This is a genomic window from Nocardia terrae (assembly GCF_009760405.1).
GTDB classification, from domain to species: Bacteria; Actinomycetota; Actinomycetes; order Mycobacteriales; family Mycobacteriaceae; genus Nocardia; species Nocardia terrae.
In genome coordinates, this window is sequence record NZ_WRPP01000001.1 from 174,152 (window position 1) to 195,830 (window position 21,679).

Below are 21,679 nucleotides of genomic sequence, written 5' to 3' on the forward strand. Positions count from 1 at the left end.
GGGTCCGACCGTGCGGCGGACAGGGCAGGGTAAGGGACGGGCGTGGATCAACCGGCCGAATTGGTCGTTTGCCGTGTGAGACGGCGTGATATCGGCGAGATAGAGCCGGTAATGAAGGTTGTAGCGCACGACGCGGAGTGGGACGCGGCGCCATAGCCAACTCGCGGGGTGCATTCCCGCGCATCACTTCTCGGGGGGATTCGAGTTTACCGAGGAGACTCATTGTCTGACATTGCCATTGTCGGTATCGGCTGCCGTTATGCGGGCGGCATCGATTCACCGGAATCCTTCTGGGACTTCGTCGCCGACAAGCGCGACGGTGTCGTGGACATCCCGGCGGACCGCTGGGACTACCGGCGTTACTACGATCCCGACAAGCGGACCCCGGGTCGCATGTACACCAAGCGCGCGGCCTTCCTGACCGGTGACCCTTGGGAATTCGATCCCGACTTCTTCGGTATCTCGCCCCGCGAGGCGACCTCGATGGACCCGCAGCAGCGGGTGGTGCTCGAGGTGGCCTGGGAGGCCCTCGACGACGCCGGTGTCGCGGGCCGGGTCGCGGGTGCGCGGATCGGCGTGTTCGTGGGGGCGTTCACGCTGGACCAGCTGGCCGTGTCGGTCTCGGGTGACGCCCTGCCCCACGTCGACATGCACACCGCGGTCGGTGCGTCCTACACCATGCTGTCGAACCGAATCGCCTACGTGCTCAACCTGATCGGGCCCGCGATCACCGTCGACACCGCGTGCTCCTCGTCGCTGGTGGCCCTGCATCTGGCGTGCCAGGCGATCGAGAACGGCGACTGCGAGGTCGCCATGGCCGGCGGCGTCACCATGCTGCTGCAGCCGGAACCGTTCGTCTCCATGTGCAAGGGCGGCTTCCTCGCCGCCGACGGCCGCAGCAAGCCCTTCGACGCCTCGGCCGACGGCTACGGCCGCGGCGAGGGCGCGGGCATGGTGGTGTTGAAGAAGCTGGCCGACGCCGAACGCGACGGCGACCGGGTCTACGCGGTGATCAAGGCGACCGGCTCGAACCAGGACGGGCGCACCACCGCGATCACCGTGCCCAACGCCGATATGCAGGAACAACTGGCGAAGGAGGTGACCCGCCGCGCCGGCATCGAGCCGCACGAGGTTACCTACGTCGAGGCGCACGGCACCGGAACGCCGGTGGGTGATCCCCTGGAGCTGCGGGCGATCGGCCGCGCCTACGGCAGCGTCCCGGGCCGGACCGCGCCGGTGGGCGTCGGCTCGGTGAAGGCGCAGCTGGGGCACACCGAGGCCGCGTCCGGCATCGCGAGCGTCATCAAGTCCGCGCTCGCCATCTCGAAGCGGACCATCGCCCCGCAGGGCTGGCTGGACCAGCCCAACCCCGACATCCCGTTCGACGAGCTCGGCATCGCGCTGCAGCTGGACCTGCAGCCGGTCGGCCCCGAGGTCGAGCGAATGACGGTGGCGGTCAACGGATTCGGCTACGGCGGCACCAACGCGCACGCGATCCTGCAGGAGTACACGGGCCCCGGATCCGAGCACGAGCCGAAACACTTCGGCGTGCTGCCGATCTCGGCGCGCTCCGAGCAGGCCACCCGAGACCTGGCCCGGCGCTTCGCCGAACTGATCGCCGACGGGGCCGATCCGGGCCACCTGGCCGAGGCCGCGTGGACCCGCCGCCAGCATCATCCGATCCGCACCGCGGTGACCTTCGGCGACGACACCGAATTGGTCAGTGCCCTGGTGGAATTCGCCACCGGCTCCGGGCGCGGCGCGACCAAGGTCGTCGGCGGCAAGGTCGCCGAGCCGGTCTTCGTGTTCACCGGCATGGGTCCGCAGTGGTGGGCGATGGGCCGCGACCTGCTCCAGGCCGGTGGCACTTTCGCCACGGACGCCGAGCGTGCCTTCGTCACGGAGGCGGCCCGGATCGACGCTGTGTTCCAGGAGATCTCCGGCTGGTCCATCGTGGAAGAGCTGCTGCGGCCGGAGGAGCAGTCCCGCGTCACCGATACCGCTGTCGCGCAGCCCGCCAACTTCCTGGTGCAGGTGGCCCTGTTCGCCCTGCTCGAAGAGCTCGGCGTGCGGCCCGCGGCGGTGGTCGGCCACAGCGTGGGCGAGGTGTCCGCGGCCTACGTCACCGGAATGCTCTCCCTGCGCGACGCTTTGCTGGTCAGCTATCACCGGGCGCGCCTGCAGGCCACCACCGCGGGCTCCGGCGGGATGCTCGCGGTCGGATTGTCCGAGACGGCCGCCCGGGAGCTGATCGACGGCGATGAGCGAGTCGATGTCGCCGCGATCAACAGCCCTACCGCGGTGACGCTGGCCGGTGACGAGGATCAGCTCGACCGGATCGCCGAAAACCTCACCGAGCAGGGCATTTTCGCCAAGCGACTACGCGTCGAGGTGCCCTACCACAGCCATCTGATGGATCCGATCCTCGACGAATTGCGCACGGCGCTGGCCGATCTCGCGGTCTCGAAGCCGGTCCTGCCGCTGTATTCCACGGTCACCGGCGCGCCGGTCACCGAGGCGGACTGGGACGCCGAGTACTGGTGCGCGAACGTCCGCAGGCCGGTTCGCTTCGCCGACGCGATCACCGCGCTGGTCGGCGCGGGCAGCCGGGTGTTCCTCGAGGTCGGCCCGCATCCGGTGCTGGGCGCCAACATTCGCGAGATCCTGCTCGGCGCGGGCGAGACCGGCACCTCCATCGCCACGCTCAACCGCAAGCAGGCCGACGCGGACAGCATCCGGCAGACGGTCGCCGGGCTCTACACGGCGGGTGTGCTCGATATCGACGCTCTGTTCGCCGGGACCCCGGTCACCCCGCACATCGGCCTGCCGCGCTATCCGTGGCAGCGCACTTACCTGCGCAACGAGATCCGCGAGTTCCAGCAGCGCCGCCAGGGCACGCCCGACGCCTACCCCATGCTCGGGGACCCCGATCTGGACAACCCCTCGACGACGTGGACCACGCAGCTGAGCGTCGCGTCGCTGCCGTGGCTGGACGATCACGTGGTCGGCGGCGCTCGAATCCTGCCCGGCGCGGCGTATTTGGATGCCGCGCTGAGCGCGGTGGCATTGCGTACGGATTCGACCCGGGCCGCGCTGGACGATGTGCACTTCGTAGCGGCGCTGGTCATCGACGACGGTGAAGCCCCGATCGTCGAGCTCCACGTGGAGGAGTCGACGGACCGGTTCACCATTCGCTCGCGCGGTGCGGCCGGCACGGTCTGGACCGTGCACGCCACCGGACGGTTGATCACCGGCGTGTTCGAGCCGACGAAGGTCGACGTGCCCGACGTCGAGGAGATGCTCGAGGTCGACCCGGCCGAGTTCTACACCGGCCTGGCGGCCCGCGGCCTGCAGTACGGTCCCGCGTTCCGGCGCGCGACCTCGGTGCGGATCTCCGGCACCACGGTGGTCTCCACCCTGGACGGCGGGATCGCCCGCGACGCAGGACATTTCGCGCATCCGTGCGTGGTCGACGCCGCGCTGCAGAGTGTCGCCGCGCTGCTGGCGGGCACCGGCGGCGCCGCGGACGGAGCCATGGTGCCGGTCGGCGTCGCCGGGGTGCGCGCCTTCGCGGCCATCCCGGACGAGGTGACGGTGGTGGCGCGGCTGGACGCCGCCGATGCCGCGCACCCGACCGCCGATATCGACCTGCTCGATGCCGAGCACAATGTCGTGCTGCAGATCCTCGGCATGCGTTTCGGCTCGATCGCGCCCGGACTCCCGCCGCTGCAACGGATGTCGGAATTCTTCTACGAAGACCGCTGGGAGCTGCGGGATCCCGTCGACCTCGCGGGCCTGCCCGCCGCCGACACCGCGTTCACGCTGGTCGTCGAGCTCGGCTCCGTCGCCGGGGAACGCGCCGCGCAGGTGGCCCGGACCGCCGCCCGCGCGGAGGTCCTCGCGGTCGGCGACCCGGCCCGCACCGACCTGGAAGACGTGCTGCGCGAACGGCTCTGGGCCGCGGCCCGGCTCGACGGGGTCGAGCGGCTGCACGTGGTCTTCGTGGCCGGTTCGGAGTACTCGGACATGGACAACCTGTGGACGCTGCGCAGATTGGCGGTCACCACGGAAGAGTTCCTGGACGCGTGGCTGGACGAGCGCGGCGCCGAGACCACGATGACCGGCGACGGGTCGATCCACCTCACCCTGCTCACCGAGCAGGCGTACGCCCACCCGGAGGGCGACGCCGCGCCGAACCCGGCCCACGCCGCCCTGGCGGGCGCGCGCCGGGTGCTGCTCAATGAGCAGCTGCGGCTGCGCTGGCGGCTCGTGGACGTCGAATCCGAGGTCACCGACGCCGATCTCGCGGCCGAGCTCGCCATCCCGGGCGCGTTCACCTACGACAACTCCGACGAGGTGTTCCTGCGCAACGGCCTGCGCTGGGTGACCGTGGTCGAGGCGTCGCTGCCCGGCCGGATCGAGGCGCTGGACCAGGCGACCCCGCTGACCGATCCCGAGGCCAACTTCGCCCTGGAGGTCCCCAAGTCGCGGGTGCTCTCCCGGCTCGGCTGGCGTCGCTGCGACCGGCGGGCCCCGGAGGCGGGCGAGGTCGAGGTGCGGATGCGGGCCGTCGGTCTCAACTACAAGGACCCGCTCAAGGTGCTCGGCGTGCTCAGCGAACGAGACCTGGCCGGAACGTTCTTCGACACCGTGCCGGGCATGGAGGGCATGGGCACCGTGGTCCGGGTCGGCGCGGGCGTCACCGATATCGCCGTCGGCGACCCGGTGCTGCTGGTGTCCAAGGGCCTGATGAGCCGCTTCCACACCACCACGCGCGATCTGCTGTTCCCCGTCGCGGCGACGACGGAACCCGGTCATTGCAGCAGCAATACCGCCTTCTCCACCTCCGAACACTCGCTGCTCGAGCTGGCGCGGGTGCAGCCGGGCGACATCGTGCTCGTGCACGGCGCGGCGGGCGGCGTCGGCGCGGCCGCGGTGCAGATCGCGAAGCACCACGGCGCCATGGTGATCGGCACCGCCAGCACCGACGAACGGCGCGCGTACGTGCTCGCCCAGGGCGCGGACCACGTGCTCGACTCGCGGTCGCTGAACTTCGCCGACGACGTGCTCGGCCTCACCGACGGGCACGGCGCGGACGTGGTGATCAGCACCGCGCCGGGCGAGATCCTGCGGCACAACTTCAAGGCCGTGGCCGAATTCGGCCGCATCGTGGAGATCGGCAAGGCCGACATCTACACCGGCGGCATGCTCGACCTGCGTCACTTCGACAAGAACATCTCCTACCACTCCTTCGACCTGGACCGGATGCTGGGCAAGCGGCGCAAGGCGACCGTGGAGCTGGGGCAGCGGGTCAACGCGAAGCTGGATGCCGGAACCTACAGGCGCCTGCCGTACGAGATGTACGAAACCAACGATGTGGCACGGGCGTTCGAGGACGTCGCCCGCTCCAGCCAGCTCGGCCGCATCGTGCTGAGCATGGAGAGCGAGGCGCCGCTGGTGCGTCCGCAGATCCCCGAGGTCACCGTCGATCCCGCGGCGCGATACCTGATCACCGGTGGTTTCGGCGGCTTCGGCCTGGCGATCGGCCGCTGGCTGGTCGGCAAGGGCGCCACCCGCCTGACCCTGCTGGGTCGCGGCGGGGCCCGGACCGAGTCGGCGCTGCGGCAGCTGGCGGCCTGGCAGGAGATGGGCGTCGAGGTGGTCACCGAACGGGTCGACGTCACCGACGCGGCGGCGGTGGCCGCGGTCGTGGGCCGCGCGCACAGCCCGGAACACCCGCTCAAGGGCGTGTTCCACACCGCTGGGATCGTGGACGACAAGCGCATCGCCGTGATGGACCGGGACAGCCTGGCCTCGGTGTACGGCCCGAAGATCGAGGGCGTGCACGCCCTGGTGCACGGAATCGACACCGCCGGAGCCGAACTCGACATGTTCGTGCTGTTCTCCTCGGGCAGCGCGATCTTCGGCGGCATCGGCCAGTACTCCTACACCGCGGCGAACATCGCCTTGAACGCGGTGGCCGACCGGATCGTCCGCGGCGGCGGGAACGCGCTGTCCGTCGGCTGGGGCCACATGTCCGGCGGCGGTATGGCCGAGGCCGACGAGACCCTCGCGCACTACCTGATCACCACCGGATTCGACACCGTCGACATGGACGAGGGCACCGAATTCCTGGAGGCGGCACTGACACTCGGCCTGCACCATCAGGCCGCGATCATTCCCGTCGACTGGGGCAAGGTGGTCGCCGGCGGTCCGCACTTCGCGCGGACCGGCCGCATGATGGAGCAGATCGCGGCCTCGGCCGAGGACGATTCGGCTGCCTCACAACTGGTTTCGGCGCTGCGCGAGCTCGACGAGGCCAAGCGCAAGGATGTGGTCGCGCACATGCTCGCCGAGCAGATGGCGGTGGTCATGGGCGTCGCCGCGGATTCGATCGACCTGACCGTGCCGGTGCCCGAACTCGGCCTCGATTCGCTGATGGCGGTCGAGTTCAGCGCTCTGGTCACCAGAGCGCTCGGTGTGGACCTGACCTCGCTGAAGATGGGGCGCACGTTCACCCTCGAACAGGCGGGCGCACAGGTCGCCGAGTTCTTCGTCGCGGGAACCTCCGCGGCCGGGACCCGGACCGAGGTGATCGCATGACCGAGTCGGCCCGGGATCTGGCCCGGAAACTGTTGGCGGGCAACGGTGCAACCCCGTCCGCCGCGAGCACGGTAACCCCGTTGGGGACAGGTGCGGCGCAGCGAGCCGCCGCTCCGGCGACGTCCGCGTCGGCCCCCAAGAAGCGCCGCGGGCCGGGTCGCCAGTTCGCCGACCATCCGGAAGTGGCCGCGGCCGTGCGGAAGTGGGCGGCCATCGACGCGCTCTCCGAGCAGTCGGGCATGGCGAATCCGCTGTTCCTGCCCCGGAACAGCCCGAACGACACGGTGATCCGGGCCCTGGACACCGAGCTGCTGAACTTCAGCGCCTACAACTACCTGGGGCTGGCCAACCATCCCCGGGTGGTCGAGGCGGCCAAGCGCGGCCTCGACCGGTACGGCGCGTCGGCCGCGGCCAGTCGCATTGTGGCGGGCGAGATTCCGCTCTACGGCGAGCTGGAGCGGCGACTGGCCGACATCTACCAGGTCGGCGACGCGATGGTGACCACCAGCGGCTACCTGACCAACGCGGGCGTCATCGGCTTCCTGCTGGGCGAACGCGACGTCGCCATCTGCGACGCGCTGATCCACGGCAGCGTCGTCTCCGGCACCCAGTGGGCCGGATGCCGCCGGATAAACTTCCGGCACAACGATCCCGAATCGCTGCGTCAGGTGCTGCGCATGTCGCGGTCCGGCTTCGATCGGGCGCTGGTGGTGATCGAGGGCCACTACAGCATGGACGGCACGGTGGGCCGGGTCGACGAATTGGCGGCCATCGCACGGGAATACGACTGCGCCGTCATGGTCGACGAGGCGCACTCGTTCGGTGTGTTCGGCGAGCACGGATTCGGCATGCGTGAGCAGCTCGGCATGGCCGGCGCCGACGTCGACATCTGGATGGGCACGCTGTCGAAGGCGCTGGGCAGCTGCGGCGGCTTCATCGCGGGCGACGCCGACCTCATCCGCGCGATGAAGGCCAGCGCGCCGGGGGTCGCCATGCTCACCGGAGGCCCCGCGCCGTCGAACATCTCGGCCGCGCTGGCCGGGCTCGAGGTGCTCATCGAGGAACCGCAGCGGGTCGCCCGGTTGTGGGACAACACCAGGCTGTTCAACGCGGCGTTGCGGGATCGCGGCATCGATCTCGGCGTCTCCGAGGGCACCCCGATCTGCCCGGTGATCGTGCCCGGCGAGATGCGCGCCGGTTTCGTGTCGGCGACGCTGCTGCAGCGCGGGGTGTACGCGGGCGCGATCTCCGCCCCGGCGGTGCCGATCGGCAAGGAGCGGCTGCGCTTCTTCGTCACCTCGGAACACACCGAGCAACAGCTCGTCTCGACCGCCGACCTGCTCGCGGAGACCATCGCCGCGGCCGAGCAGATACCGGAGCACGCGGCCGCGGTCTGAACGCGAGCGCGTGTCCGAGGGGGGTACCGAACTTCGATCAATTCACCGAGGAGTTTCATTGTCCGACATCGCTATCGGTGGCACGTCCCGCGCGATATCGGGTGCGGTGCCGTGGGTGGTGTCGGCCCCCACCGAGGGCGGCGTGCGCGTGCGGGCGGCGCGGCTGCGCGAATGGCTGCTGCGCCACGCGGAGTCGGACGCGGTGGATGTCGCGTACTCGTTGCTGGCCACCCCGGCCCGGCCGGAGTGGCGGGGCGCGGTCGTCGGACGCGATCGGGAGGAACTGCTGGCGGGCCTGGCGGCCCTGGCCGATCCGGCCGCACCCGCCGCGGCGATCGAACCCGTCACCGCACACGCACGAAAGCGGCGGGTCGCGTTCGTGTTTCCCGGACAGGGTGGCCAGTGGGAGGGCATGGCCCTGGAACTGCTGGACGCGGGCGGGGTGTTCGCGGAGTCGATCGCGCAGTGCGAGGCGGCGCTCGCGCCGTACGTGGACTGGTCGCTGACGGCGGTGCTGCGCCGGCATTCCGACGCACCCCCGCTGGATCGCGTGGACGTGGTGCAACCGGCGCTGTTCGCGGTCATGGTGTCGCTGGCGGCACAGTGGCGCGCGGCCGGGGTGGAACCGGACGCGGTGGTCGGTGCGTCGCACGGCGAGATCGCCGCCGCCTACGTGGCGGGCGGCCTGTCGCTGTCCGACGCGGCCCGGGTGGTGGCGCTGCGATCGAAGGCCATCGCCGAGGAACTGGCCGGGCACGGCGGCATGGTCTCGGTCGGACTCGATCCGGAGGCCACCCGGCAGCGGTTGTCCGCGTACGGGGAACGACTGTCCGTCGGGGCGGTGAACGGTCCGGCGCAAACCGTGGTGTCCGGTGCGGGCTCGACGCTGGAGGAGTTTCTCGCCGACTGCGTCCGCGACGGTGTGTGGGCGCGACGGGTCCCGATCGACTATGCGTCGCATTCGGTAGCGGTCGAGCGCATCCGGGCGCGACTGCGCGCGGAACTGGAGCCGATCCGACCCCGATCCGGATCGGTGCCGTTCTTCTCCACCGTGCTCGCCGGGCGGTTGGATACCGCCGAACTCGACGCCGAATACTGGTATCGGTCCGAACGCGAACCGATTCGGTTCGCGGACACCATCGCCGCGCTGATCGCGGACGGGATCACCGGTTTCGTCGAGGCCAGTCCGCATCCGGTGCTCACCATGGGTGTCGGGCTTACCGCCGAGGCTTCCGGCGTGGGCGAGGAGGTGGCCGTCGTCGGATCGCTGCGCCGCGGCGAGGGTGGCCCGGCGCGCTTCATCGCGTCCCTGGCGCATGCCCACTGTGCCGGTGTGGACGTGGATCCGGCCGCCCTGGTTCCCGGTGGGGCACTGGTCGATCTGCCGCCGTCCACCGTCGAGGATGATCAGTGGGCCGACGGCCCGCTGGCGAGCGCCTTGCGGGCGGCTCCCGAATATCAGTGGGACACCATAGTTCGCGACGTCATCCGTGCGCAGACCGCTGCGGTGCTGGGCCGTGAACCGCATTCGATCGACCCGAATCTGCCGTTCACCGAGCTCGGCCTGGACTCCGTCAGCGGAGTGGAGCTGCGAAACCGGCTGGCCGGGGCCACGGGCGTACCGCTGCCGATCTCGCTCGTCTTCGACCATCCGACCGTGGAAGCGGTAGCGGCGCTGCTGCGGGCGCGGGCTACCGGCAAGAGCATTGGTGCACAACAGGTGTCGCGTCGCGGGACCACGGAGGAACCCATCGCCATCGTCGGCATCGGCGCGCGATTCCCCGGCGGCGTGCGCTCTGCCGAGGACCTGTGGAAGCTGCTGGACGCGGGCCGCGATGTGATCGGCGAGTTCCCCACCGACCGCGGCTGGGACCTGGACCGGTTGTTCGACCCGGATCCCGACAAGCCGGGGACGGTCTACACGCGCCATGGTGGATTCCTGGGCGACGCCGGGGATTTCGATCCCGGCTTCTTCGGCATCAGCCCGCGCGAAGCGCTGGCCATGGATCCGCAGCAACGGCTCCTGCTGGAAACCTCATGGGAGGCTTTGGAAGACGCGGGCATCGACCCGATGTCACTGAAGGGCAGCGATACCGGCGTCTTCGCCGGGGCCTGCACCTCGGGCTATTCGCGCCGGGTGACCGGCGATCTGGAGGGCTACCGGCTGACCGGGACCTCGCACAGCGTCATCTCCGGCCGCGTCGCCTACGTGTTCGGTCTGGAAGGCCCGGCGGTGACGGTGGACACCGCGTGCTCGTCGTCGCTGGTGGCAGTGCATCTGGCCTGCCAGGCGCTGCGGCAGGGCGACAGCTCACTGGTGCTCGCCGGTGGCGTGACCATCGCGGCCGGCCCGTACCTGTATGTCGACTTCGCCCGTCAGCGCGGCCTGGCACCGGACGGGCGGTGCAAGGCGTTCTCGGCCGAGGCCGACGGTGTTTCGTGGTCCGAGGGCGCGGGTGTGCTGGTGCTCGAACGGCTTTCGGATGCGCGGCGGCGCGGACACGATGTCCTCGCTGTCATTCGCGGCAGCGCGGTCAACCAGGACGGCGCGAGCAATGGGCTGAGCGCGCCGAACGGCCCGTCGCAGGAGCGGGTGATCGCGCAGGCTCTCACCAACGCCGGGCTCGCCCCGGGCGACGTGGATGCCGTGGAGGCGCACGGAACCGGCACGAGGCTCGGCGATCCCATCGAGGCGCACGCCTTGATCGCCGCCTACGGCCAGGACCGCGGCGACCGCGAGCCGCTGCGGATCGGTTCCCTGAAATCCAATATCGGCCATGCCGTGGCCGCCGCCGGCGTCGCGGGCGTGATCAAAATGGTGCAGGCCATGCGGCACGAGCAGCTGCCGCGCACGCTGCACGCGGAAAACCCGTCGCCGCATGTGGATTGGTCGGCGGGCGCGGTGCGCCTGCTGACCGAAGCCGAGCCGTGGGCCGCGGGCGAACGCCTGCGCCGGGCGGGGGTGTCGTCGTTCGGGATCAGCGGCACCAATGCGCACGTGATCCTCGAGGAGGCCCCCGGCGTCCGGGCGGCCGACGAGGCAGGACCCGAAGGCGATGTCGCACAATCCGATATCGCCACCCCCGTCACGCCATTGCTGGTGTCGGGCAAGGGTGAGGCGGGTCTGCGCGCGCAGGCCGCCCGCTTGCGGGACTGGCTGTCCACGCACCCCGAGATCGACGTCGCGGACGCCGCCTACGCGCTGGCGACCTCACGGGCACAACTGGATTCGCGCGGCGTCATCCTCGGCCGCGATCGGAACGAACTGCTCGAGCGGCTGGCCGAACTCGCCGCCACCGGCACCGGCGGCATCGAAGGCGTCGCCGGCGCGGGTCGCACGGCCTTCCTGTTCACCGGTCAGGGCGCACAGCGACTCGGCATGGGCGCGGGGCTGTACGAGGCGTTCCCGGTCTTCGCGGACACGCTGGATTCGGTGTGCGCCCACTTCGATTCGCTGCTCGGGCGGTCGCTGAAGCAGCTCATGTTCACCGGCGACGGCGTCGGCGACACGGTGCTCGACCGGACGGAGTACACCCAGCCCGCCCTGTTCGCCTTCGAGGTGGCGCTGTACCGCCTGCTCGAATCATTCGGCGTCACACCGGATGTGGTGATCGGCCATTCGATCGGCGAACTCGCTGCCGCCCACCTCGCGGGCCTGTGGTCGCTCGAGGACGCCTGCCGGTTGGTGGCGGCGCGCGGCCGGCTCATGGGCGCGCTGCCCGACGGCGGCGCGATGCTGGCCATCGCGGCGCCGGAGACCGACGTGAACGAGGTCGTCGCCCGATACCCCGGCCGAGTGTCGGTGGCCGCGGTGAACGCGCCCGCGGCGCTGGTGATCTCCGGAGATGAGGACGTGGTCACCGAGATCGAGGCCCGCTTCGCCGAACACGGCGCGAAGACCTCACGACTGCGGGTCAGCCATGCCTTCCACTCGCATCGGATGGAGCCGATGCTCGCCGAATTCGAGTCGGTGGCACAGGGTTTGACCTACAACCGGCCGCGCTTGCCGATCGTGTCGAACGTGTCCGGCCGACTCGCCGAGGACGAAATCCTCGAACCCGCGTACTGGGTTCGGCAGGTGCGGGCCGCGGTGCGATTCGCACCCGGGATCGAGACCTTGGCCGCCTCGGGTGTGCGCCGGTTCCTGGAAGTCGGTCCCGACGCGGTCTTGGCGGCGATGACCCGGCAGACGCTCGCCGAGGACGCGGTCTCGGTGGTGGCCGCGGCGGCCCGCCGGGAACACGATGAGCCGCAGCAGTTCCTGACCCTGCTGGCACACGCTCACGTCTGTGGTGCGCGCGTGGATTGGACGCCGCTGTTCGGCCGCCCGGCGAGCCGAGTGCCCTTGCCCACATACGCTTTCCAGCATCAGCGCTTCTGGCTGCCGCCGCGCCCCGAAGCCTCCGACACCGGAGCGCACCCCCTGCTCACCGGCGTGGTGCCGGTGGCCGGGAAGGACGAGTTCGTCTGCACCGGCCGGTTCTCGCTGACCACCGACCCGTGGGTCGCCGATCACACGACCTTCGGCACCGTGGTGCTGCCGAGTGCGGCCCTGACCGAATTCCTGCTCGTCGCGGGCGACCGGATCGGATGCGGAGTCCTCGAGGAGCTGACCCTGGAAGCTCCGGTGCCGCCGTCCGCGGACGGTGAGGTCGAACTCCAAGTATCGGTGCGGGAGCCGGACGTTGCCGGGCGACGGCTGTTCGACTTCTATTTCCGCCCGGCGGGCACGCCGGAATGGGTGCGCAACGCCAGCGGCGTGCTGGCCCCTTCGCAGCACGACCACAACGCGCTGCTCGACCAGCTCCGCGAGGAGGACTGGCCACCGGCCGAGACCGAAACCCTCGACCCCGCAGGGATTCCCGAGCGGATCGCCGCCGTCTCCGGGCTCGAATACGGCCCGGCGTTCACCGGTCTCGCCGCCGCCTGGCGGCGCGGTGACACGGTGTTCTCCGAGATCATCCTGGATACGGTCGCCGCGCCCGGACCGGAGCGGTTCGATATCCATCCAGCCCTGCTCGACCAGGTATTGCACACCGGGCTGGCCGGGCTGCTCTGGCGTGATCAGGACGGCGACCCCGAGACGGGCCGCCTGCTGTTCCGCTGGGCCGGAGTGCGGCTGTACCGGCCAGTGAGCACGTCGACGACGCTGCGCGTCATCGCCACGATGAGCGGTGCGGAGACCATGTCCGTCGCTGCCGTGGATGATTCGGGACAGCCGATGCTCTCGGTCGATGCCGTGGTCATGCGACCCTACAACGTGACGCAGCTGCGCGGAGCGCTGGCGGGGCAGGAAGCGGACCTCTACGAGATCCAGTGGATGCCGACCGCGGCGGCGGCGAACGTGTCGCCCGACCGGCCTGGCCGGGCGGGCGTGTTCTCGGCCGGGATCCACACCGGGATCGACGGTCGCACGGCAGTGGATTCCGGCCGGAACCGTGCCGGAACGACAGCGGCCGTCGCGGCCCCGGCCGTCCTTGGTCCGGAGCCTGTCGCCGGAATCGGGATCTGCTCGCCGAGTCCATCGGAACTCGCTGCGGCACGCGATATTCCGGAGTTCGTGATCTGGCATCCGCAGCGCGGTGCGGCCACCGACGATCCGGTCACTGTGTGCGGCCACGTGGAGATGGTGTCGGCGACGTTGCGGGCCTGGCTGGCCGAGGACCGCTTGGCCGACACCCGGTTGGTCGTGGTGACCACGAACGGTGCCGGAATGCCGGGTGAGACTCCGGATCTGGCCGCCTCGGCCGTCTGGGGCCTGATGCGCACCGCGCAATCGGAATACCCCGGCCGATTCGTGCTCGTCGACGCCGATCCGTCGGGTCCTGTGCCCCTGGACGATTCGCTCCCGATCGGTGCCGTGCTCGCGACGGGTGAACCGCAGGCCGCGGTGCGCGCCGGGGCGCTGCTCGTGCCGCGCCTGGTCCGAACACGTGCCGAGCCGGCCACGGACGCCGCACAGCCCGAGTCCGAGCCGATGCCGCCTTTCGGGACCGGCACCGTCCTGATCACCGGCGGCACCGGTGGCCTCGGCGTGCTACTGGCTCGGCACCTGGTAGCCGTTCACGGAGTCCGCCACCTGCTCCTGGCATCCCGGAGCGGCGAAACCGCGACGGGTGCAACCGAACTGGTGTCCGAGCTGTCGGCGGCCGGGGCCGCCGTGCGCGTCGTGGCCTGCGATGTGTCCGATCGTGCGGCGCTGGATTCCCTGCTGAAGTCGATTCCGGAGCAGCAGCCGCTGACCGGTGTCATCCACGCCGCGGGCGTGCTCGACGACGGCACCCTCGCGGGCCTGACCGCCGAGCAGTTGCGCCGGGTGTTCATCCCGAAGGCAGAATCCGCGTGGCATCTGCACGAACTCACGCGCGGCCGCGACCTGTCGGCCTTCGTGCTGTTCTCCTCCGTCGCGGCCACGATCGGATCGGCGGGGCAGGGCAATTACGCGGCCGCCAATGCCTTCCTCGACGGGCTCGCACACCGTCGCCGCGCCGCCGGGCTGCCCGCCCTGTCGGTGGCCTGGGGTCCGTGGAACTCGTCCAGCGGCATGGCCGGCAGCCTGGATCGCAGTGCCGTCGCCCGCTGGGAACGGCTCGGTCTGGACCCGCTCGAGAACAGCGAGGGGCTGAGGCTGTTCGACGCGGCCTTCGCGAGCGCGCCCGCGCACGTGACCGCGATCCGGTTCGATCCGGTGCGCCTGCGGCGCGAAGCTCGCGACGGTACGGCACCCGCGGTGCTGCGCGGATTCCTGCCGCGTGCCGTCGAACGGCCCGCGGCCGCCTCGAGTTCGCTAGCGGCCCGCCTGAGCCGGGTCCCCGAGGCGCAGCGCGCCGAGGTCGTGCTGAACCTGGTCCGGGAGCACGCGGCGGCCGTCCTCGGACACGAATCCGCCGACGACATCGCCCCCGGCGAGCGTTTCGACGCACTGGGATTCGACTCGCTCGGCGGCGTCGAATTCCGCAACCGGCTGTCCAAGGCCACCGGCGTGCGACTTCCGTCCACGCTGGTCTTCGACCATCCGACGGCCACCGCGGTCGCGGCCCTGCTCCGATCAACCCTCGAGGGCGCTGATTCCGGTCCCGCGACGGCCCGGGCATCGCGTCGCGTTCGCGCGGACGAGCCCATCGCGATCGTCGGTATGGCCTGCCGATTCCCCGGCGGTGTCGAATCACCGGACGCGCTCTGGGATCTCGTCGCCTCCGGAACGGACGGGACCGGCGAGTTCCCCGCCGATCGCGGCTGGGATCTGGAGCGGCTGTTCGACCCGGACCCGGACAAGCCGGGAACCGTCTACACCCGTCGCGGTGGATTCCTCTACAACGCGGGCGATTTCGATCCGGCGTTCTTCGGAATCGGTCCGCGCGAGGCGTCGGCGATGGATCCGCAGCAGCGGCTGCTGCTCGAAGTGTCCTGGGAGGCTCTCGAATACGCGGGCATCGACCCGACCTCGTTGCGCGGCAGCGACACCGGCGTCTACACGGGCGTCATGTACCAGGACTACGAGGCCGTCGCGGGCAAGGCCGGTCCCGAGGTCGAGGGGTATCGCCTCACCGGCGGCCTGGGCAGTGTGGCCTCCGGGCGGGTCGCCTACGCGCTGGGGCTGGAAGGCCCCGCGATGACCGTGGACACCGCCTGCTCGTCCTCGCTGGTGGCGCTGCACCTGGCCTGCCAGGCGCTGCGCCAGGGCGAGAGCTCGCTGGCCCTGGTCGGCGGCGCGACCGTGATGGCGACACCCATGGTGTTCCAGGAGTTCTCGCGCCAGCGCGGGCTGGCCCGCGACGGCCGGTGCAAGTCCTTCTCGGCGGCGGCCGACGGCGTCGCCTGGTCCGAGGGCGCGGCGGTGCTGGTGGTCGAGCGCCTGTCCGACGCGCGCCGCCTGGGCCACGAGGTGCTGGCGGTGGTGCGCGGCAGCGCGATCAACCAGGACGGCGCGAGCAATGGCCTGACCGCGCCGAACGGCCCCGCCCAGCAGCGGGTCATCGTCTCGGCGCTGGCCAACGCCGGTCTGCGCCCGCGCGATGTGGACGCCGTCGAAGCACACGGCACCGGAACGACTCTGGGCGATCCGATCGAGGCGCAGGCCCTGCTCGCCACCTACGGACAGGACCGGGCGGGCGAGCCGCTGCGGCTGGGCTCGCTCAAGTCGAACATCGGCCATTCCCAGGCCGCGGCGGGCGTGGGCGGCGTGATCAAGATGGTGCAGGCCCTGCGCCACGAACTGCTGCCCCGGACGCTGCACGCGGATGAGCTGTCGCCGCACGTGGATTGGTCCGCCGGAGCGGTCCGGGTGCTGACCGAATCCCGGGCGTGGTCGGCGGGGGAGCGGGTCCGGCGGGCAGGGGTGTCCTCGTTCGGCATCAGCGGCACCAACGCCCACGTGATCCTCGAAGAAGCACCGCCGTCGATCTCTGTGCGCGAGAGTGCCACGGGCGATGCGGATTCCGGCGCCACCCCGGTGCCGTGGATCGTCTCGGCCAGGTCGGACGAGAGCCTGCGCGCCCAGGCCGCGCGGATGCGGGCCTGGCTGGCCGATCGTCCTGAGGCCGACATCTGGTCGGTGGCACGGACTTTGGTGGATGGACGAGCCGCACTGGACCACCGAGCCGTCGTCATCGGCCGGGATCGGGACGAACTACTGGACGGTCTCGCCGAGCTGGTCGCGCGTGCGCCGGGCACCATCGAAGGGACCGTGGGGACGGGGAAAACCGCGTTCCTGTTCACGGGGCAGGGCGCGCAGCGCACTGGCATGGGTTCCGGCCTCTACGAGGCTTTCCCGGTGTTCGCGGCCGCCTTGGACGAGGTGTGCGCCGAGTTCGACCCGCTATTGGGCCGGTCGTTGCGGGACCTGATGTTCGCCGATCCCGAGGGCGTGCTGGACCGGACCGAATTCACCCAACCCGCGTTGTTCGCGTTCGAGGTGGCGCTGTTCCGGCTGGTCGAATCCTTCGGTGTCACACCGGATCTGCTGATCGGGCATTCGATCGGCGAGCTGACCGCGGCGTACCTGGCGGGTGTGTGGTCGCTCGGGGACGCGTGCGCGCTCGTCGCGGCGCGCGGCCGATTGATGGGTGCGCTGCCGGAGGGCGGCGCGATGCTCGCGATCGCGGTGCCCGAAGCCGAGGTGACGGACGTGCTCGCCGAGTACAGCGGACAGGTTTCGCTGGCGGCGGTCAACGGCCCGTCATCGGTGGTGCTGTCGGGAACCGCCTCGGCGATCGACGAAATCGCTACCCGGCTTGCCGGCGCGGGAGTGAAGACCTCCCGCCTGCGGGTCAGCCACGCCTTCCACTCGGTCCTGATGGAGCCGATGCTCGACGAGTTCCGCTCGGTCGCTGCCGGATTGACGTACCGGGAACCCCTCCTGCCGATCGTGTCGAACCTTTCGGCCGTGCTGGTCACGGACGAGATGACCGACCCCGAGTACTGGGTCCGGCAGGTACGGGGCTGTGTGCGGTTCGCACCCGGAATCGATGCCCTGGTCGAGGCGGGTGCGCGCCGTTTCGTGGAGATCGGCCCGGATGCGGTGCTGGCCGCCATGACTCGGCAATGCCTGGCCGAACTCCCGGCCGTCGAAGCCAAAACGACGGTGGTCGCGACGGCTCGGCGCACCGGCGATGAGGCGGCGCAATTCGTCTCCGCGCTCGCCCGGGCCGCCGTCGTCGGCGCGAATGTGGACTGGACGCCGCTCTACGCGGGCCGCCCCACGCATCGGATCCTATTGCCCACCTATGCATTCGAGCACCGCCGCTACTGGGTGCGGGCCGCCGACGCGCCGGATCTGTCGCAGTCCGGCCTGGATCGGGCTGGACATCCGCTGCTGAGCGCCATGGTGCGATTGCCGGACTCCCAAGACGTGGTCTTCACCGGGCGACTCTCACGCGCCGGTCACCCGTGGCTGGCCGATCATGCCGTCGCCGGGTTGGTACTGCTGCCCGGCGCGGCACTCGTCGAGCTGGCGCTGCATGTGGGCGCGGTGGTCGACTGCCCGCGACTGGCGGAACTGGTGATCGAGGAACCGATGCCGCTGCCGGAATCTGGGTCGGTCGATCTGCGGGTCGTCGCCAGCGGACCGGATGACACCGGCGCCCGGACGGTGACGGTGTACTCGCGGTCCAGCGGCGACATCTCTGCGCCTTCCAACGGCGCTGCAGCACAGTGGATTCGCCATGCCGCTGCGACCGTGGACGCCGGGGCGGGCGCGTCCGTGGCCGCCTCCGACCTCATGAGCTGGCCGCCCGCGGGCGCGACGGCGATCGCGATCGATCATGTCTACGCGGATCTGGCCGAGCGAGGCTACGAGTACGGTCCGGCGTTCCGTGGACTGACGGCTCTGTGGCGGGATGGCGACGCAGTGCTCGCCGAGGTCGAACTGCCGGAATTCGCGCGGTCGGATGCTTCGGGTTTTGGCGTGCACCCGGCCCTGCTGGATGCCGCGCTGCACGCGATTCTGGTCGGCGGGCTGGCTCCCGACACCGAGCCCGGTCAGATCGCCGTGCCGTTCTCATGGGAGAACATCGCGTTGTATGCCACCGGCGCGACTGCCCTGCGAGTCCGTGTCGCCAAGACCGGAAACAGCGCGGGCAACGGGCCGATATCGATAACCGTGGCCGACCCGGCGGGCACGGCGGTGGCACAGGTGGCGGCCCTGACGCTGCGCAGCATGTCGGCCGGGGCCCTCGGCGCGGCGCAGCGTCACACCGAAGGCACCGGCTACGAGATGAATTGGGTGGCGCTCACGGGGCACGGCGCGGCTGAGTCGTCACCGGATCGGTCGCATTCCACGGCGATGGCCGCCGACGGTTGCGTCGAGGCGGCCTGGAGCCCTTGCGATGACGGTGAGGAAGTGACCATCGCGGGACAAGACCTGACCGTTGTACGGGTCGAGGCGCAGCGATCGCAGGCGTCGTGGCATACCGATCACGAGCAGCCGCGGAATGAATTGTCGCGCACTGGTTCTTCTGTCGTTGGCCACGACCTGCCTTCGGTGGTAAGGGATTCGGTCACCGCACTCGCCTCGCGGGTGCAGCGGCTACTGGCGCAGGACCGCCGCGTTGTCGTGGTGACCGGGCAGGCGGTCGCGGTACAGCCCGGCGAGCCGGTGGACCTGTCCACAGCGGCTGTGTGGGGTCTGCTGCGGACCGTGCAGAGCGAGAACCCCGGGCGGATCCTGCTCGTGGATCTCGACGAACGGACGGACTATCGGTCGGCGGTGCGCCTGGCGCTGGCGGCGGGAGAGGAACCGCAGCAGGCCGTCCGGCTCGGGAACGCGTACGTGCCGCGACTGCATCGCGGCGATTCGAGCACGCTCGGCGGCCCATCACGCACTGACCAGGCGTGGGAGCTGGTGCTGCGCGGCAAGGGCACTTTGGGTGCGGACAACTTCGCCTTCGGTGAGCGTCCGAGCGCGTTGGAACCGCTTGCGCCGGGCCAGGTTCGGGTGAGTGTGCGGGCGGTCGGGCTCAATTTCCGAGATGTGCTGATGGCGCTCGGCACCTATCCCGACAAGGCCGGTCGGCCCGGTGGGGAGGGGGCCGGTGTGGTGGTGGAGGTCGCGTCGGATGTGACCGAATTCGCCCCTGGCGATCGGGTTTTCGGACTCATCCCGGGTGTCGGATCGATGGCGGTGGTCGACCGTCGGCTGCTCGCGCGGATGCCGGGCGGCTGGTCGTTCACCCAGGCCGCGGCTGTTCCGATCGTCTACGCGACCGCCTACTACGGCCTGGTCGACCTGGCCGCCGCGCAACCCGGCGAGATGCTGCTGCTGCATGCCGCGACCGGTGGCGTCGGCCTCGCGGCGGTGCAGCTCGCACGGCATCTGGGCTTGCGGATGCTGGTCACCGCGAGTGAGCCGAAGTGGAATGCACTGCGCGAGAGGGGGTTCGACGACGCCGTCATCGGCAATTCGCGCACCTTGGATTTCGAGCAGAAGTTCCTGGACGAGACCGATGGTCGCGGCGTGGACATCGTCCTGGATTCGCTGGCAGGCGAATTCGTGGACGCCTCGCTCCGCTTGCTGTCGCGCGGCGGCCGGTTCGTCGAGATGGGCATGATCGACCGGCGTGACCCGGCCGAGGTGGCCGCCGCCTATCCGGGCGTGGACTACCACAGCTTCATGCTGATGGAGGCGGGTCCGGATCGGCTGCACGAGATCCTTTCCACTCTGGTCGAGCTCTTCGAGGCCGGAACCCTGACACCCGACCCGACCCTCGCCTGGGATATGCGGCGGGCCCCGGACGCCTACCGGTACCTGAGCCAGGCCCGGCACATCGGCAAGAACGTGCTCACCGTCCCGACACCGTTGCGGCCCGAGGGCACCGTTCTCATCACCGGCGGCACCGGCGGATTGGGCGCGGTCACCGCGCGTCACCTCGTCACCGAGTACGGCGTGCGCAGACTGGTACTGGCGGGCAGGCGTGGCCCGGACGCTCCGGGCGCGGCCGAACTCGCCGCCGAGCTCACCGCACTCGGCGCGCACGTGGACGTGGTCGCCTGTGACGCCGCCGACCGGGCCGCACTGGACGCGATGCTGGCGGCCATCCCGCCGGAGCATCCCTTGACCGCGGTCGTCCACGCGGCCGGTGTGCTCGCCGACGGCCTGTTCACCACCATGACCCCCGACCGGATCGCGGAGGTGCTGCGCCCCAAGGTGGACGCGGCCTGGAACCTGCACGAGGCGACCGCGGACCTGGACCTGTCGGCCTTCGTGCTGTACTCCTCGATCGCGGGCGTCATCGGCAATCCGGGCCAGGCGAACTACGCGGCCGCCAATGTCTTCCTCGACGCGCTGGCACACCACCGGCAGGTCAGCGGCCTGCCCGCCACCTCGGTGGTCTGGGGACCGTGGGACCAGAGCGGCGGCATGACCAGCGAGCTCACCGCGGCCGACCTCGCCCGCCTGCGGCGCGAAGGACTGTCGCCGGTGGACGAGGTACACGGCATGGCGCTGTTCGACGCCGCACTCGCGGGTGGCCGGTCGGAATTCGTGGCGATTCGCCTGGACCGGAACACCATTGGTGACGGTGCGCCCGCCGACGTCCGCTCGGTCATGCGTGACCTGGCGCGGCCCGCGGGCCGCCCGGCGGTCGCCACGACGACCGCGGCGAGCGGGTCCGCCACGGGCACAGTGCCGCTGACGGAGCGACTGCCGGGCCTTTCGGCCGCCGAACAACAGCACCTGCTCCTCGACGTCATCCGCACTCAGGCCGCGGCCGTGCTGGGCCACACCGGTGCGGACTCGACCCCACCCGACAAGCCGTTCAGCGATATCGGATTCGACTCCCTCGGCGTCATGGAATTCCGCAACCGCCTGAAAACGGCTGTCGGCGTGCAATTGCCGGCCACCGCCATGTTCGACCATCCGACCCCCGAAGCCTTGGCCGGATACCTGCGCCAGGAGCTCGTCCCGGTCGACGACCCGGCCGAACGCCTCGCCGCCGAGGTCGATTCGCTGGCCCGCGGCCTCGCCGCGGCCGAGCTGTCGGCCGCCGACCGGTCGGAGATAGCGAGCCGATTGTCCGCACTGCTGCATGACCTCGAGGGTGGCGACACCGGCGAAACGAGCGCCGGCTCCGACCTCGAAACCGCGGACGATCGCGAGCTTTTCGACTTCATCGACCAACTCAGCTGAATCTGGAGTTCCACCACCGATGGCCGACAACGACGAGCTACGCCGGTATCTGAAG

The 21,679-nt window shown here is 70.5% G+C and carries 3 protein-coding genes; all 3 read left to right on the forward strand.

The genetic code is table 11. The annotated features are described in order from the left end of the window. Nucleotides 1-222 precede the first annotated feature (222 nt). The 3 genes from GPX89_RS00825 to GPX89_RS00835 are packed head-to-tail and all read left to right on the forward strand — an operon-like array spanning nucleotide 223 to nucleotide 21,624. Nucleotides 223-6,603 (forward strand): type I polyketide synthase, encoded by a 6,381-nt coding sequence (locus tag GPX89_RS00825; protein WP_157354562.1) that lies wholly within the window; start codon nucleotides 223-225, stop codon nucleotides 6,601-6,603. Further along, nucleotides 6,600-8,000, forward strand: coding sequence for an aminotransferase class I/II-fold pyridoxal phosphate-dependent enzyme (locus tag GPX89_RS00830; protein WP_157354565.1), 1,401 nt, complete (start codon nucleotides 6,600-6,602; stop codon nucleotides 7,998-8,000). The genes GPX89_RS00825 and GPX89_RS00830 overlap by 4 nt, the downstream gene beginning before the upstream one ends. Nucleotides 8,001-8,058: 58 nt before the next feature. Then, entirely contained in the window at nucleotides 8,059-21,624 is a 13,566-nt protein-coding gene (locus GPX89_RS00835; RefSeq protein ID WP_235946616.1) for a type I polyketide synthase, read from the forward strand. Nucleotides 21,625-21,679 lie beyond the last annotated feature (55 nt).

Bases quoted from the DNA above. Each gene is read 5' to 3' on its own strand.
- GPX89_RS00830 (WP_157354565.1), top strand. From the start codon at position 6,600: ATGACCGAGTCGGCCCGGGATCTGGCCCGGAAACTGTTGGCGGGCAAC.